10 protein-coding genes and 1 pseudogene are annotated in these 14,681 nt (G+C 49.1%); 1 reads left to right on the forward strand and 10 read right to left on the reverse strand.

What is annotated here, in order from left to right; translation table 11 throughout:
- Window positions 1-61 precede the first annotated feature (61 nt).
- From ispH to ribF, 5 genes are all read right to left on the reverse strand, one after another.
- On the reverse strand, window positions 62-1,012 hold the full coding sequence (gene ispH, locus MY052_RS20345; RefSeq protein WP_248537743.1) for a 4-hydroxy-3-methylbut-2-enyl diphosphate reductase: 951 nt from the start codon (window positions 1,010-1,012) through the stop codon (window positions 62-64).
- A gap of 1 nt (window position 1,013) precedes the next feature.
- A complete protein-coding gene (gene fkpB, locus MY052_RS20350) occupies window positions 1,014-1,463 on the reverse strand; it encodes an FKBP-type peptidyl-prolyl cis-trans isomerase (protein WP_035894914.1) in 450 nt (149 codons plus the stop codon).
- 117 nt (window positions 1,464-1,580) lie between these two features.
- Window positions 1,581-2,069, reverse strand: a complete 489-nt coding sequence (gene lspA, locus MY052_RS20355; protein ID WP_035894915.1) for a signal peptidase II — start codon at window positions 2,067-2,069, stop codon at window positions 1,581-1,583.
- A complete protein-coding gene (gene ileS, locus MY052_RS20360) occupies window positions 2,069-4,918 on the reverse strand; it encodes an isoleucine--tRNA ligase (protein WP_248537744.1) in 2,850 nt (949 codons plus the stop codon). Before ileS ends, lspA begins: the two co-directional genes overlap by 1 nt.
- Window positions 4,919-4,951: 33 nt before the next feature.
- Window positions 4,952-5,890, reverse strand: coding sequence for a bifunctional riboflavin kinase/FAD synthetase (ribF, locus tag MY052_RS20365; protein ID WP_035894917.1), 939 nt, complete (start codon window positions 5,888-5,890; stop codon window positions 4,952-4,954).
- A 328-nt stretch (window positions 5,891-6,218) separates the two neighbouring features.
- On the opposite strand from ribF, the gene rpsT reads away from it, so the two are divergent.
- On the forward strand, window positions 6,219-6,482 hold the full coding sequence (rpsT, locus tag MY052_RS20375; protein ID WP_003018940.1) for a 30S ribosomal protein S20: 264 nt from the start codon (window positions 6,219-6,221) through the stop codon (window positions 6,480-6,482).
- Between the two features lie 285 nt (window positions 6,483-6,767).
- On the opposite strand, the gene MY052_RS20380 is transcribed toward rpsT, so the two are convergent.
- The 5 genes and pseudogenes from MY052_RS20380 to MY052_RS20400 all read right to left on the reverse strand — a co-directional run bounded on the left by MY052_RS20380 (window position 6,768) and on the right by MY052_RS20400 (window position 14,657).
- Window positions 6,768-7,754, reverse strand: coding sequence for a hypothetical protein (locus tag MY052_RS20380; protein WP_248537745.1), 987 nt, complete (start codon window positions 7,752-7,754; stop codon window positions 6,768-6,770).
- A 14-nt stretch (window positions 7,755-7,768) separates the two neighbouring features.
- Window positions 7,769-8,686, reverse strand: coding sequence for a hypothetical protein (locus tag MY052_RS20385; RefSeq protein WP_202216521.1), 918 nt, complete (start codon window positions 8,684-8,686; stop codon window positions 7,769-7,771).
- A 155-nt stretch (window positions 8,687-8,841) separates the two neighbouring features.
- On the reverse strand, window positions 8,842-13,704 hold the full coding sequence (locus tag MY052_RS20390) for an RHS repeat domain-containing protein (RefSeq protein ID WP_248537746.1): 4,863 nt from the start codon (window positions 13,702-13,704) through the stop codon (window positions 8,842-8,844).
- Between the two features lie 138 nt (window positions 13,705-13,842).
- Window positions 13,843-13,953, reverse strand: a pseudogene (gene nhaR / locus MY052_RS20395) (transcriptional activator NhaR); the annotation flags it as partial.
- Window positions 13,954-13,959: 6 nt separating this feature from the next.
- Window positions 13,960-14,657, reverse strand: a protein-coding gene (locus MY052_RS20400) for an IS1 family transposase (RefSeq protein WP_248537139.1) whose coding sequence is annotated in 2 segments (ribosomal slippage) — window positions 13,960-14,408 and window positions 14,408-14,657 — 699 coding nt in all. Because the reading frame shifts where the segments join, the coding sequence is not laid out codon by codon here.
- Window positions 14,658-14,681 lie beyond the last annotated feature (24 nt).

Below are 14,681 nucleotides of genomic sequence, written 5' to 3' on the forward strand. Positions count from 1 at the left end.
TCTCCATAAAAAATGCCAGACGTTAAGCCTGGCATTTTTTCACATCTGCGGGAGAATTAATTTACTCGACTTCACGAACATCCACACGCAGCTCGCGCGGCACCTCAAAGACGATATTCTCTTCGCGGCCTTCAAGGGTGATCGCTTCGCCGCCACCCAATGATTGCAGGCGGGCAATAACGTTCTGCACCAGAATATCCGGCGCGGATGCCCCGGCGGTGACGCCAACGCAGGTGGCTTCTTTTACCCAGGCTTCCTGGATGTCGGACGCATCGTCAATCAGATAGGCCGCTTTGCCCATCCGCTGCGCCAGTTCGGCCAGACGGTTGGAGTTGGAAGAGTTCTTCGAACCGACAACCAGCACTACGTCCGCCTGCTGGGCGAGCGATCGCACGGCTTCCTGACGGTTGGTGGTGGCGTAGCAGATATCATCTTTTCGCGGGCCGACGATCTTCGGGAAACGGTCACGCAGCGCGTCAATAACGTCGGAGGTGTCATCCACCGAGAGCGTGGTCTGGGTCATAAACGACAGCTTGCTCTCGTCTTTCACCGCCAGCTTCAGTACGTCTTCCGGCGATTCAACGAGGTACATGCCCCCTTTCGGGTTGCTGTACTGGCCCATAGTGCCTTCGACTTCCGGGTGACCGGCGTGACCGATAAGAATCGACTCTTCGCCGCGACGGCTGGCGCGCGCCACTTCCATATGTACTTTGGTGACCAGCGGACAGGTCGCGTCAAAGACCGTCAGGTCGCGACTTTTCGCTTCGTTACGCACGGCCTGAGAAACGCCGTGGGCGGAGAAGATCAGGATAGCGCCGTCCGGCACTTCGCTAATCTGCTCGATAAAGATGGCGCCGCGTGCGCGCAGGCTTTCCACCACGTAGCGGTTATGCACCACTTCGTGACGAACGTAGATTGGCGCACCATAAATGGCGAGCGCATTTTCAACAATGCTGATAGCGCGGTCAACGCCTGCACAAAAGCCGCGTGGGTTGGCCAACAGGATCTGCATGTTACGCCTCCAGTACCGGATCGACTTCCAGTACTTCAATATCAAAATGAACGGTATGGCCCGCCAGCGGGTGGTTGAAATCAACCGTGATGGAGTCACCGTTAATCTCGCGGATCACGCCCGGCATCTCACTGCCGTCCATTGCGGTGAACAGCATGATAGCGCCGATTTCCGGTTCGCCCGCATCCATAAATTCGCGGCGGGAGAAATACTGGATAAGATCTGGCGTCGAAATACCAAACGCCGCGTCAGGCTCCAGGGAGAAGGATTTTTTGTCCCCGGCCTTCAGGCCGAGAAGATGCTGCTCCAGCCCTTCAGACAGGGAGGCATCGCCCAGACGAAACAGCGCCGGTTTGCCGTTGTTACGGGTCGACTCAGCGGTAGAGCCATCGTCCAGTTTCAGCGTGAAGTGCACCAGCACTGCGCTATTGCTTTGAATCGAATCAGACATGCAGGGACAGCCTTTTATCTTACGACATTGGAATGACGATTATTGTTATTAGATAGCGTAGCCTGTAATTCCCCGGCGTCGCTACGCTCGGCCGGGCTACAGACTGCGCTTATTTGATTACGCCTGCTTTTTCGGCAGGAAACCTTCCAGCACGATCAGCGCAGCACCAATACAGATTGCGGTATCGGCCAGGTTGAAGGTGGCAAAGTGCCAGTCGCCGACGTAGAAATCGATCATGTCGACAACGAAGCCGTGCCACAGACGGTCGAACAGGTTACCCAGCGCGCCGCCAATAATCAGCGCGTAGGCAATGTTGTTCAGCTTTTGCGTGGCCTTAGAGCGATACATCAGCACCGCCAGCGCAATACAGATACCGATAGCGATACCCGCAAAGAACCAGCGCTGCCAACCGCCGCTGTCGGCCAGGAAGCTAAACGCCGCGCCATAGTTACGCGCATAATGCAGATTAAGCGACGGGAACAGCGAAACCGTCTCCCCCAGAGCAAAGTTCTGGAGGATCAGGTATTTGCTGCCCAGATCGATAATCAGCACGGCTACAACCAGCCACAGCCAGCGTAGCCCTGTTGAACAAATCGATTTACTCATCAGGCAAACTTACGTTTTTCGCCGTCACCGGCCACGTTGCTCACACAGCGTCCGCAGATTTCTGCGTGTTCCGCCACCTTACCGACGTCCTGAGTGTAGTGCCAGCAACGCGGGCACTTCTCGCCTTCGGCTTTATTCAGCGCCACTTTCAGCCCTTTCAGCAGTTCGCTCTGCTGGGCATCAGCGGTTGCCGCTTCATAATCCGCAACGGTCGCCCCGGAGGTCAACAGGACAAATCGTAATTCGTCGCCGAGCGCGTTCAGCTTAGCCGCCAGTTCCGGCTGGGCGTACAGGGTCACTGCCGCTTCCAGAGAACCACCGACTTTCTTATCAGCACGCGCCTGCTCGATGACCTTGTTCACTTCGCCACGAACCTGCAGCAGTTCTTCCCAGAACGCATCGTTCATCGCTTCGCTGTCGGCCAGGCCAAACAGACCTTCGTACCACTCGCCGGTGAAGACATACTTCTCGCGGTTACCTGGCAGGTAGCCCCAGATTTCGTCAGCGGTGAAGGACATGATTGGCGCCATCCAGCGAACCAGCGCTTCTGCGATATGGTACAGCGCAGTCTGGCAGCTACGACGCGCCACGCTGTCCGCTTTCGCGGTGTACTGGCGGTCTTTGATGATGTCGAGGTAGAACGAGCCCATTTCGACGGAGCAGAAGCGCATCAGGCGCTGTACCACTTCGTGGAAGTCATAGGATTCGTAGGCTTTCATGATGTCAGCCTGCGCTTCCTGAGCGCAACCTACGGCCCAACGATCCAGCACCACCATATCTTCCGGTTTCACCATGTCTTTCAGCGGATCGAAACCGTTAAGGTTCGCCAGCAGGAAGCGCGCGGTGTTACGGATACGACGATAGCTGTCGGCAGCACGTTTCAGGATTTCATCCGATACCGCCATTTCACCGGTGTAGTCGGTTGATGCCACCCACAGACGCAGGATATCCGCGCCCAGTTTGTTCATCACGTCCTGCGGAGAAACGGTGTTACCGATAGATTTAGACATCTTACGGCCCTGACCATCGACGGTGAAGCCGTGGGTCAGTACCTGGCGATACGGCGCTTTGCCTTTCATGGCAACGCTAATCATCAGGGAGGACATGAACCAGCCACGGTGCTGGTCAGAACCTTCCAGATACATGTCCGCAGAATGACCGCCGAACTCAGGGCGCGCATCCACAACGGAGTAGCTGGTTGAACCGGAATCGAACCACACGTCCAGGGTATCTGGCACTTTTACGTAGTTGTCTGCGTCGTCGCCGAGGATTTCACGCGGGTCGAGATCCCACCACGCCTGAATACCGTCTTTCTCAACGTACTTGGCTACCGCTTCCATCAGCTCGGTGGTGCGCGGGTGCAGCTCTTCGGTGTCTTTATGCACGAACAGCGCCATTGGTACGCCCCAGGTACGCTGACGGGAGATACACCAGTCAGGACGGTTTGCGACCATGGATTCGATACGTGCTTTACCCCAGGCCGGGATCCAGCCACTCAGATCTTCTTTCGCCAGGCCTTCCTGCTCAATGCGGTCGATCTCTTTGAGAGACTGAATACGCAGGCCTTTTTTATCCATGCTGACGAACCACTGCGGGGTCGCACGGAAGATGATCGGTGACTTGTGACGCCAGCAGCATGGGTAGCTGTGCTGCATTTTTTCAACGTGCAGCAGCGCGCCTTTTTCAGCCAGCAGCGCAACGATTTTATCGTTAGCTTTGAAGACGTTCACACCGTCCAGCTCTGGGTAGGTACCCGCCAGGTAAGCGCCATCAGGGCCAACCGGGTTAGCAATTTCCAGACCGTATTTCTGGCTGATCACATAGTCGTCAGGGCCGTGGCCACCGGCGGTATGTACCGCACCGGTACCGGCATCCAGCGTCACGTGGTCGCCCAGAATAGCTGGAACGTCGAAGCCCATGAACGGATGGGTGAAGCGCAGCAGTTCCAGCTCGGCACCTTTGACGGTGCCCAGAATGGTGTAGTCGCTCACGCCGATGCGCTTCATTACGCTCTCAACGAGGTCGCTTGCCAGAATCAGCGCCTGGCCGTCTACCTGCACCAGCGCATAGTCGAAATCAGGCGCCAGAGAGATAGCGCGGTTCGCTGGCAGGGTCCACGGAGTGGTGGTCCAAATAACCAGCGAGATTGGGCCGGTCACGTTGGCGGCACCAAATTTCGCTTTTACCGCATCCTGATCGACAGCGTGGAACGCCACGTCGATAGACGGGGAGGTTTTGTCGTAATACTCAACTTCCGCTTCCGCCAGCGCAGAACGGCAGTCAACGCACCAGTGCACTGGCTTCGCGCCTTTGTGCAAGTGGCCGTTAGCAACGATTTTGCCCAGCGCACGAATGATGTTGGCTTCGGTTTTGAAGTCCATAGTCAGGTATGGCTTCTGCCAATCGCCCAGCACGCCCAGACGGATGAAGTCGGTACGTTGACCATCAACCTGCGTTGCGGCGTATTCACGGCACTTCGCGCGGAATTCGGCAGCGGTAAATTTCTCGCCCGGCTTGCCAAATTCCTGCTCAACTTTCAGCTCGATAGGCAGGCCGTGACAGTCCCAACCCGGCACGTACGGAGAGTCATAACCGGAAAGTCCTTTGGACTTCACGATAATGTCTTTCAGAATCTTGTTAACCGAGTGACCAATATGAATGTTGCCATTCGCATATGGAGGGCCATCATGCAGAATGAACGTCTTTTTGCCTTTTTTGGCTGCACGAATGATGCCGTACAGGTCATCATCAGTCCAACGCGCCAGCATTCCCGGTTCACGCTTGGCGAGATCGCCGCGCATCGGGAACCCTGTTTCCGGCAAATTCAGGGTTGATTTATAGTCACTCATCAGATTCTCGGTTCCGTATATTTACGTAGGCATTTAAGCCGGGTTTGAAAGCCCAAAAAACTCGCGGGCCGTTAATTCATCACGCGCAATCTGCGCTTTTAGTTCATCCAGCGAGGCGAATCGCTGTTCGTTGCGTATTTTTTTACGCAGCACTACATCTATATGGCGACCGTAAAGGTCCATTACAACGTCGAGCAAATGCACTTCTAGCTGCTGGCGAACGCCAGCAACGGTCGGGCGCGTACCAATGTTTGCCACGCCCGGCAGGGGCTTATCACCCAGCCCCATCACTTCCACCGCATAGACCCCTTTTACCGGGGACACCTGACGACGCAGCGGTAAATTCGCCGTCGGGAAACCGATGGTTCGGCCCAGTTCATCGCCGTGCACCACGCGCCCGGAGATGATAAACGGATGGCCCAGAAGGCTTTCGGCCTGTTCGAGGTTATCCTCAGCCAGCGCCTGACGCACCGCGGTGCTGCTGATGCGCACGCCACCGTGGCAGAAGGTTTCGGTACTGGTGATATCGAAACCAAACTCTGCGCCAGCCTTCTGTAATAACAAGAAATCGCCCTGACGACCAGCGCCGAAGCGGAAATCATCGCCGACGGCGAGGAACTGCACCCCCAGGCGCTTAACCAGCAGTTCGCTGATAAAGTCCTGCGCGGTCAGCGCCGCAAAGCGACGGTCAAAGCGCACGCAGAGGACGTAGTCCACTCCACTCTCGGCCAGATAACGCAGTTTTTCACGCAGCCGCGTCAAGCGGGCCGGGGCCTTGTCAGCCGCGAAAAGCTCCAGCGGCTGCGGTTCGAAAATCATCACCACCACAGGCAAACCGCGCGCTCTGCCCTCGGCACGTAAGCCTTGCAGCAACGCCTGATGCCCGCGATGCACACCGTCGAAATTACCAATGGTCAGTACGCACCCATGTGGTGCCTGACTGAGATTATGTATGCCGCGTATCAGCTTCATGTCTGGCTCAAAAGAGTGAAAATCGTCAGAGTATACCTTGTACAACCCGCCACGTTAACCCGCGATTACGCCTGACGGCGGAAAGAAGGAATGTTTTCATCAGCATCCGCTGGAAAGGTAAGAAAATATGGCCGACATGCGTGATTTTTGTGCCAGAAAGACTGTATTCGTTGCCCACAAGCTGGTAGAATCCTGCGCCATCAATACGTAATGCAGCGTTGTCAAATTAACGGCGCTTATTTGCACAAATCCATTGACAAAAGAAGGCTAAACGGGCATATTCCTCGGCCTTTGAATTGTCCATATAGAACACATTTGGGAGTTGGCCTTGGCTAATATCAAATCAGCTAAGAAGCGCGCCGTTCAGTCTGAAAAGGCTCGCAAACACAACGCTAGCCGTCGCTCTATGATGCGTACTTTCATCAAGAAAGTATACGCAGCTATCGAAGCTGGCGACAAAGCTACTGCACTGAAAGCATTTAACGAAATGCAACCAATCGTGGACCGTCAGGCTGCTAAAGGTCTGATCCACAAAAACAAAGCTGCACGTCATAAAGCAAACCTGACTGCACAGATCAACAAACTGGCTTAATCGCCTGCTTGTTATCAGCTTTGTGAAAAAACCCGCATAAAGCGGGTTTTTTTATGCCTGTATAAAAACAGCGGACAAAGAAATCGATCGGTAGCTGCTAGATCCACCAGTGAAGCGACTCTGACTCGCCTTGCCTCATGGCGAAACCACTCCAGCTGTCCGACATACGATGTAACGTAAAAAAGCACACCATACCAGGCGTGCTTTACTTAGGGGATTAACGAAAAGAAAAAATATTGTGCAGGCAGCTAATATCAAAAGGCTCTTTTGATATGCCCGTCAATGTCAGACATCTTTAATAACAATTTTCATGACTTCAGCTGAGGGACTGTTAACATCGACATTAAAATGCCCTTTGTTTCCATATTGGTCATAAACAGTAATATCGACTGGGTTATGAGTCACAGGAACCTCACTTTGATGTTCTAAATCAACCAAGCTGAAGCACAAATATCCTTTACGCTCATTTCTAGAATATGTATGTTTCGTACCATCTGCAGTAAAGATATAAAGATTATTGCCACTCCGATACCCATCAAGATAGGCATATCTCAATGTCGCATTCCATAGGGAAAAACTAGAACAAATAAGTGTCTCGTAGTATGGATCCACATCCTCAGTCATGCCCTCAACTTTTTTAATAAGTAACTTAGGATTTTTAAAAGAGAAAAAGTTACTGCGTTTCTGAACCGTACCATCAGAATTATATTCAATATATGCATCCGGTGATAAAAACATATCGTCCATCACATATGATTTTTCGGCAATAGGTTCAAGGAGAATAAACGATTCAAAGTTGCCATTAATCGCAGTATCATAGGTGGTTCCAGCATTATCACTCATGGCCACTGCAAAAGATTTTGCAGTGGTAACGTTGTTTTCTGCAGAAACCCAGAAACAATAGCTTTGTGGTAAAAGATAACCGTCAAGGCCCGATTTTAATGCAGATAAAGGTTCCTTCTTTTGCTCTTTAGCAATAGCGGTATAGCTTGATGCGTGATCTAATAAAATACCATCCGAAAGAAAATCACCGTAGTTCTCAGTGGCAACCCAGCCATTGGCAATAGGAGCCCGAGAGTAATAGTCACATAACGACAAACTAGTCATCATTTGATCATAATCCAGAAAAACCTGTTCCCCTTTATCATCCAGGGCAATAAAATTAACCATCACCTGAACCTGGTTACGGCCATTAGCATAAATCAGGCCTACGTCAGAGTTGGAACGAAGTGACACATTCAAATAGGAAAGATATGAAAAATAAGCAGCCATGATAAATCCCTTAATTAAGCATTAGACATAGAAATAGTGTTGTTATTATCTTTTGGTGAAAACGCTAAATACGCCACATTCTGATATGGGTCATAAGCCGTCACTTTAATTTCATCTGAGAATGGACTGCTGACTGTACAATTCTCAATAGATACTCGAGTAAGGCATAGTTGACCATAACGTTGATTGTAAGGAAGAGGGATAATATCTCCATTATCCAGTTTTAAATTATATGTCCCTTCCGCTCCCACTTTAAAAACAATTTGATAGATTGGTGGGTTTACATCCGCTTTAGCTTTAACAAATATATCCGCATTCCCGGATGATGAAGAGCTGTCAGAAATCGTACCATTAGGAATCGAAACATAATAATTATCTTGATCGACCACATAATTCCCAACGGTCTTATTCTGTGTATCAACGCGGGTATAATCAAGATCAGAATAGTCATACCATATAGCTGGCAGCGGCGTTACCGTGACGCCACTATCAAACTGGGTGCCTTTACAGCTTGTCACGATAGACTCACCACCATCTGGTGTAAGCACGGCAGCGCAGGTATGTGAAATTGTATGATAGCCTCTAGAACGAAGATTATAGGTAATAGATTGATAAACTACACCAGCGTTTACAGCCGCCTGAGTATTAACAACCACCGAATCAACATCTACTGCCCACCGATCCCAATACACGGCAGTAGTCGGTTGGAAAATTTCCCCCGTGTGATAATCGCCAAGAAAAACACACTCTTTAATTTCTTTTTCAGTTAAAATAACTTGCTCATAGTTTCTATTTGTTACCACGAAAATAATAGTAACCTGCGCTGCATCACCGACACGCTCATCATCCCAGCTATTTGCATATACTGTTGACTGGCCTTTTCCAGTAGGCAGGTTAACATCAACATAACTAACATATTCAAATTTTTTCATTGCTATGGTTCCTTAATATTTAGTTTGCGAAATCATTTATAAGAATGTGGAAAATGCTAACCTCCACTAACTAAAGAATAATTTAATATCAATAATATAAACCTCCATTAATATTAAAGGCTAATGACTAATATCATTAGCCTTAGTATTATGATTTAAATCTTAGTGGATACTGTTGAAGCCCACGGCATCAGGCTATTTTCATTAACCAGTCTGACCCCAGTATTTTTTAACTGAGTGTTCAGCGGTGTCAGTGAATCCGTCAGGGTATTTTTTTGGGCGGAATACAACGCCCCCAAACCAGAATCTTCACCCGCCTGCATCCCATTACTGGATGCGTAAAAGTTTTCAACGGTAGATGATTTCAGATCGCTGGTACTGGTCAGCGTATTATTGGTGATATCCGTGGTCGGCGTATCAGTACCGGCCTGCCCTGATGTCGTATCCTCTTTCTTCTGACTGACGTAATCATAAATTTTGATACCGGTTTTGGTGCCGCCAGTTAACGCATGATAGCCAATACTGAAGGCGGTTGAATCCGTCACTTTCATATAGCGATCGGCGGTTCTGACCATCAGACTCCGGGCATCATGAATCTTTGTTACCGAATAGGACCCGGTTCTCCCGCGAACCTTAGACCATGTATCAAGAACCGTTTCAGGTGCTTGTTTAATATAGCCAAGCACTTTTGGCACGACGCTACCAAAACTAATAACAGAACAGGTTTTGGACACCCATGAAAACGCGTTCGCCACATCAGGATTCGTTTCTTCAAGCGCTTTAGAGGTAATGGACGCTACATCTCCCACTACGCTTACAGCGCCGAATATTAGACTTGCCGCTCGGGCTGAAGCGATTGCCGCCATAATCCCGCCCTCAACAATAATTGACGCCCCTGCGGTAAATATGGTGAGAAGCAGGCTTAAGATACTAAAGCCAATGCTAACGCCCGCCTGCCAGCTGATATGACCCGTTGGGTCGATAAAGTTAATCGGATCGTTACGGCAATAGGCATAAGGGTTGATCCCACCTTCGCCAAACGGTGACCAACTGTCCGGCGTATTAAAGCGCATTAATTCCGGGTTGTAGGCACGATAGCCGCTGCCTAAATGATAGTATCCGGTGACAGGGTCCCTGACCTGGCCATTAAATGCCGGGCTCCACGCTGGTAACGTATTATTAGCGCTCGCGCCAAAGGCGGTAAAACCGGTATCCGCAATCGACTTGCTTTGCGAATCAACCTGACTTAGTGGCGTACCTTTAAAATCGCTCAGATAAAGCTGAGAATTTGTATTGTCTTTTCTGGCAAGCATCGTATTGGCCACTTTGACAAATTCGGTGCTAACGGCATTATCCTCGTTATACTGAGAAACAACGCTACCTTCACGATAATACAGTTGGGTATTGCCACCATCCTGTGCGAGCTGGCGTACCATACGATCCATGGCATCATAATGGTACGTGGCAATAATTTTCACACCGCTCAAAATCTGCTGCAGACGTCCTAAAGCATCATACGTTAACGTGTTGCCCACTTCATTGGTGGTCAGGCGACCGGCTAAATCATATTCCAGCAACGTTTCTTTCGGATACGCATCATGGCTATTAGCAACACGTTTAAGCTGGCACGGGTCATTAAGGTCATAATGATATTCGGTAAAGTTTTCGCCATCAGCAAAGGTGGTGGTAATATCTTTAATATTCCCTAAACCGTCATAGGTATAGACCTGGTTGGTAATCTTATTGCCAAATTTATCGACCGGTAATTGCTCACCCGTTGCCGAATAGGTATAAAGCTGATTACGGCTGGTATAGGCATACTCTTCCCGGAGCAGCACCGTTTCGCCCTTAAGGGTGATACGCGTTTTCAGGCTGTCGTCAGGGTAATAAAGCTGTTCAACGCTGCGATTTTGTCCGCCGCAGCTAAAGCTTCGCATCCATTCACGAGAGAATTCATCGTAATGAATTTCCATCGTAGAAACAGAGGAGAACTGGCTGTCGGTGGTGGTAATTTTTTTGATGCGGCCTAGCGTATCAAACTCATTATCGAGCTTAATATTACCTTCGGTAATACTCAGACACTGTCCAAGTGCGTTAAACGCTGAATGACGGTTATTGTTATCAACGCCAACATAATCCAGCAGAATACCATTCCCTGAGAATGTATAGTTGGTGGAAACTGTTCGACCATTATCGGTAAAGGTTTCCGTCGCCAGCGTTGAGTCATTATTATAGGTGTTAACGAATTTAATGCCTTCCGCATTCACCCCGGTAAGCAGGTCGCCGCTGACCGGATCATAGGTCATTTCCTGAAGAATCAGCGAGTCTTTATCTTTCACGCTTCTGACCACATTACCCAGCTCGGTAATGTATTCATACTGGAGTTCCTGGCCATCCTGTGTCAGCGTCCAGTATGGGCAGGATTTATCGAGTTCGTATGCAAACTGCTGGGTACGGTTTGCCACCGTCGATGTTTTCAGACGGCCAAGACCATCAAATGTTTGTTCTCCTAACAGGCGATCGTCGGCATAAATATGCGTAATCAATTTTTCATTAGTATGCCCAGCATAAACTTTACGAACGGTGGTACCGTCGGCAAGGGTAGTGTGGGTAACGCGGCCATAGCTGTCATAGTCATAGGTAAGAAATACGCCGGCATCATCGACAATGCTTCTCAGCTGCGCTAAACCATCATAGTGATAGTTTTTAACGCCGATATTTTGACCCAGCGAATTAATTTTCCACTGCGAAGTGACAACACCGTTAACGTCATACTGCGTGACGGTACTGGCCGTTGCCTCGGTGTCAGATTCCTGCCAAAGCGTTGACTGCATGGTGATCGGGTCATAGTCATTATATTCAAAGTGACCGTCATTATATTGAATAGATTTGACCATACCCCAGTCGTTGAACACCATATTTTGTGAAACCAGTGCATCAACATCATTCAATCGATCACGACGTTCATTATAATATTCACGGCCAAAAGAATCATATTTCCGCTCAAGAATAACGGTCCAGACATCATTAAGCAGCTTGTCCTGACGGATAATATTACCCAAACCATCATAGATATTTTTAGAGATATTTCCCTTTTCATCCTGAATAGTCATTACCGGAACAAAAACACCTGATTCAGGCTCAACCTCTTCCATCTGATAAGTATAATCAAGATTTGTCTCGTAGATCGAAAGTCTATTTTTGATACTTTTCGTCAGGCGATCCTGTACGTCATAATAATATTCAGTGGTATTTCCTTCCGTATCGGTGACAATATACTCTTTAAGCGACAGAGGATAATATTTGACGGTCATTGAAGTATGATTTGTACCATCATAGTCATAATCAAAAGGCTTGTAGGTTACCTTCCGGGTAGCGTAGATACCGTCAGTTCCCCATGTTGTTTCTTCCGCTGACACATAATCCAGCTCGCCACCTTCAACACCGGCCTTACTGATGATGCTGCGGATCACCTGTCCATAATAAGGAGAGCCGCTGTCAGCTAAATACTCCTGAGACACCTGTAACAGTACTTTTTTATCAGCAGTAGAGAGCACAGTATTTTGTACTACGGCGTGTGCCAACACTTCCTGGGCACCTGCTGCGGTCGGGATACTGATATAGGTGTAATGCTTCGCTTTGACCGGCGTATCGAACTCGGTCTCTGCCGGCGTTACCGTTTCGGATTTGATATAACGACAAAAGCCGTGTGGATCCGCAGGACATTCGGCTCCGCCAATGGCAGGAAAATATTCCCACGTGGTGGTTTTTCCATCAGGTTCTATTTGGCTTAACAGGTTGCCATCAAGGCTGTACTCATAGGTAGTCGTTTCTGAGCGTGCTTCATTCGTTACGGCATTGCTATAGGTAACAACCTTACTTTTCTGGCACAAAAAGTTATCTGGCTGATTATCATAAGTGGCGCCAGAAATCGCGTAGTAGTCTGCGGTAGTCAGCTTTTGACTGTCATTCTGAGTCGTTTTTTCTTCGCGCAGCAGGTGGAAATTATCAAACGTCCTGCGGGTAACGATCAACTCTTCACCGTCGGTCAGACGCTCTTCGCCCCAGTAAAGGTAATTTGTCGTATTATTGTAGAGGTAATCTGAACTATTGGACCACGGCGCGGATAACCCATAGCCTAAGTAGTTATTTGTAGAATACTGATAGGTACGGCGAATAGCGGGCTGTTGAGCACCGGGGAATCGCGTATGTATGGTTACGCGCGGAAGCGAGGTTTGTCCTGCGGCGCTGGGGAATTTAATCTGATTAGCAACGTAGGTGACAGATTCCGACATGCCAGAAGGCGTGGTGATGCCATGAAGCAGATTGTTGCCACCAACGGTATGATACTCAAGACTCCAGACCGGGCTATCGCTATCCTGGATAATACTGAATGAGGTCAGCTGCTGGTTGCTTTGCATAACATGAATGACCTTTTCTTCAATAGAAGAAGGCCATACGGTGATAGTAGTAAAACCGCTGTAGCTAATGTTGAGCAGCGTATTTTCTTCGTCCTGAATGCTCAGCACCCGTGGGAATTCGCCGCTTAAATCCCACTGAAGCTGCAATGCTCGCCCCAGTGGAGAGTAAATCGTCACCGGAACCTTAACGTTATTCACGCTAGTCGGTGAGCTTAGGATTTCCACTACCCCACTTTTATAAATTAATTTGTAGTGATCGGTGAATTTCTCAAATTTAATGTTTTCAAGCTTGTTTTGCTGAATCATTACCGACGTCGTATTTTCAACAACCTTATACTGGTCGCCATTCGCGGTAACTAGCAAACTGTTACTTTTATCGTAATAACTAAGCCCTAACCCCCACCCCTGGCCAAATCCGCGATTGAGCGTATCTAAAGGAGAATAGCTTAGCGTAATATTCTGAACCGGACCAATACCGTGATTTCCGGTAACATTCAGAATGGGGAAATTACATTTATACAACCCTGTACGAACGTCAACTTCTGCTTGCAGGCTGCTGGTAAAGTTACCCGCCTGTGAATAATAGCTCTGTGCCATAATGTTCCCTTACAATGAGTTAGTGATTAGAACCATTTCACGTTAACCACTGCAAAGGAAAATCAGAAATCACATTACGCTAAATTGACATCATTAATTCTCACTGAGAAATAATGATGTCAATTTTAGCTTTTTATCTTACCGGATAGGATTTGAAAATAACTCTGTATAATCTTTCTTGCAAATACGCTGCACCGCCGGATGCTGGATCATTCTTTCCGCGAATATGGCGTGATATTCGGTAATGACTCCAACTTACTGATAGTGTTTTATGTTCAGATAATGCCCGATGACCTTGTCATGCAGCTCCAGCGATTTTGAGAACGACAGTGACTTCCGTCCCAGCCTTGCCAGATGTTGTCTCAGATTCAGGTTATGTCGCTCAATGCGCTGAGTGTAACGCTTGCTGATAACGTGCAGCTTTCCCTTCAGGCGTGATTCATAAAGCGGCCAGCCATCCGTCATCCATACCACCACATCAAAGACCGACAGCAGCTCCAGAAGACGCTCCAGTGTGGCCAGAGTACGCTCACCAAAGACGTGTGCCACCACCGTCCTGCGCATCCTGTCATAGGCGTAAAATAACCAGCGCTGACATGATTTAGCCCCGACGTAGCCCCACTGTTCGTCCATTTCCGCGCAGACAATGACGTCACTGCCCGGTTGTATGCGCGATGTTACCGGCTCCGGCCTGAGTTTTTTAAGTGCCGTAAAATCGTGTTGAGGCCAACGCCCATAATGCGGGCACTGGCACGGCACCCAACCCCATTCATAGCCATATCAATGATTTTCTGATGTGTACCGGGTTGAGAGGCGGTGTAAGTGAAGCTGATTTGCCATGTTTTACGGCAGTGAGAGCAGAGATAGCGCTGATGTCCGGCAGTGCTTTTACCGTTACGCACGACGCCTTCGGTAGCTGAACAAGTGGGACATCTGATGGAAATGGAAGCCACGCAAGCACCTTAAAATCACCATCA

The sequence above is a fragment of the Kluyvera ascorbata genome (assembly GCF_023195735.1).
GTDB classification, from domain to species: domain Bacteria; phylum Pseudomonadota; class Gammaproteobacteria; order Enterobacterales; family Enterobacteriaceae; genus Kluyvera; species Kluyvera ascorbata.

Coding starts and splice junctions, on each gene's coding strand:
- ispH (WP_248537743.1), bottom strand. CDS start 1,012: ATGCAGATCCTGTTGGCCAACCCACGCGGCTTTTGTGCAGGCGTTGAC.
- fkpB (WP_035894914.1), bottom strand. CDS start 1,463: ATGTCTGATTCGATTCAAAGCAATAGCGCAGTGCTGGTGCACTTCACG.
- lspA (WP_035894915.1), bottom strand. CDS start 2,069: ATGAGTAAATCGATTTGTTCAACAGGGCTACGCTGGCTGTGGCTGGTT.
- ileS (WP_248537744.1), bottom strand. CDS start 4,918: ATGAGTGACTATAAATCAACCCTGAATTTGCCGGAAACAGGGTTCCCG.
- ribF (WP_035894917.1), bottom strand. CDS start 5,890: ATGAAGCTGATACGCGGCATACATAATCTCAGTCAGGCACCACATGGG.
- MY052_RS20380 (WP_248537745.1), bottom strand. CDS start 7,754: ATGGCTGCTTATTTTTCATATCTTTCCTATTTGAATGTGTCACTTCGT.
- MY052_RS20385 (WP_202216521.1), bottom strand. CDS start 8,686: ATGAAAAAATTTGAATATGTTAGTTATGTTGATGTTAACCTGCCTACT.
- MY052_RS20390 (WP_248537746.1), bottom strand. CDS start 13,704: ATGGCACAGAGCTATTATTCACAGGCGGGTAACTTTACCAGCAGCCTG.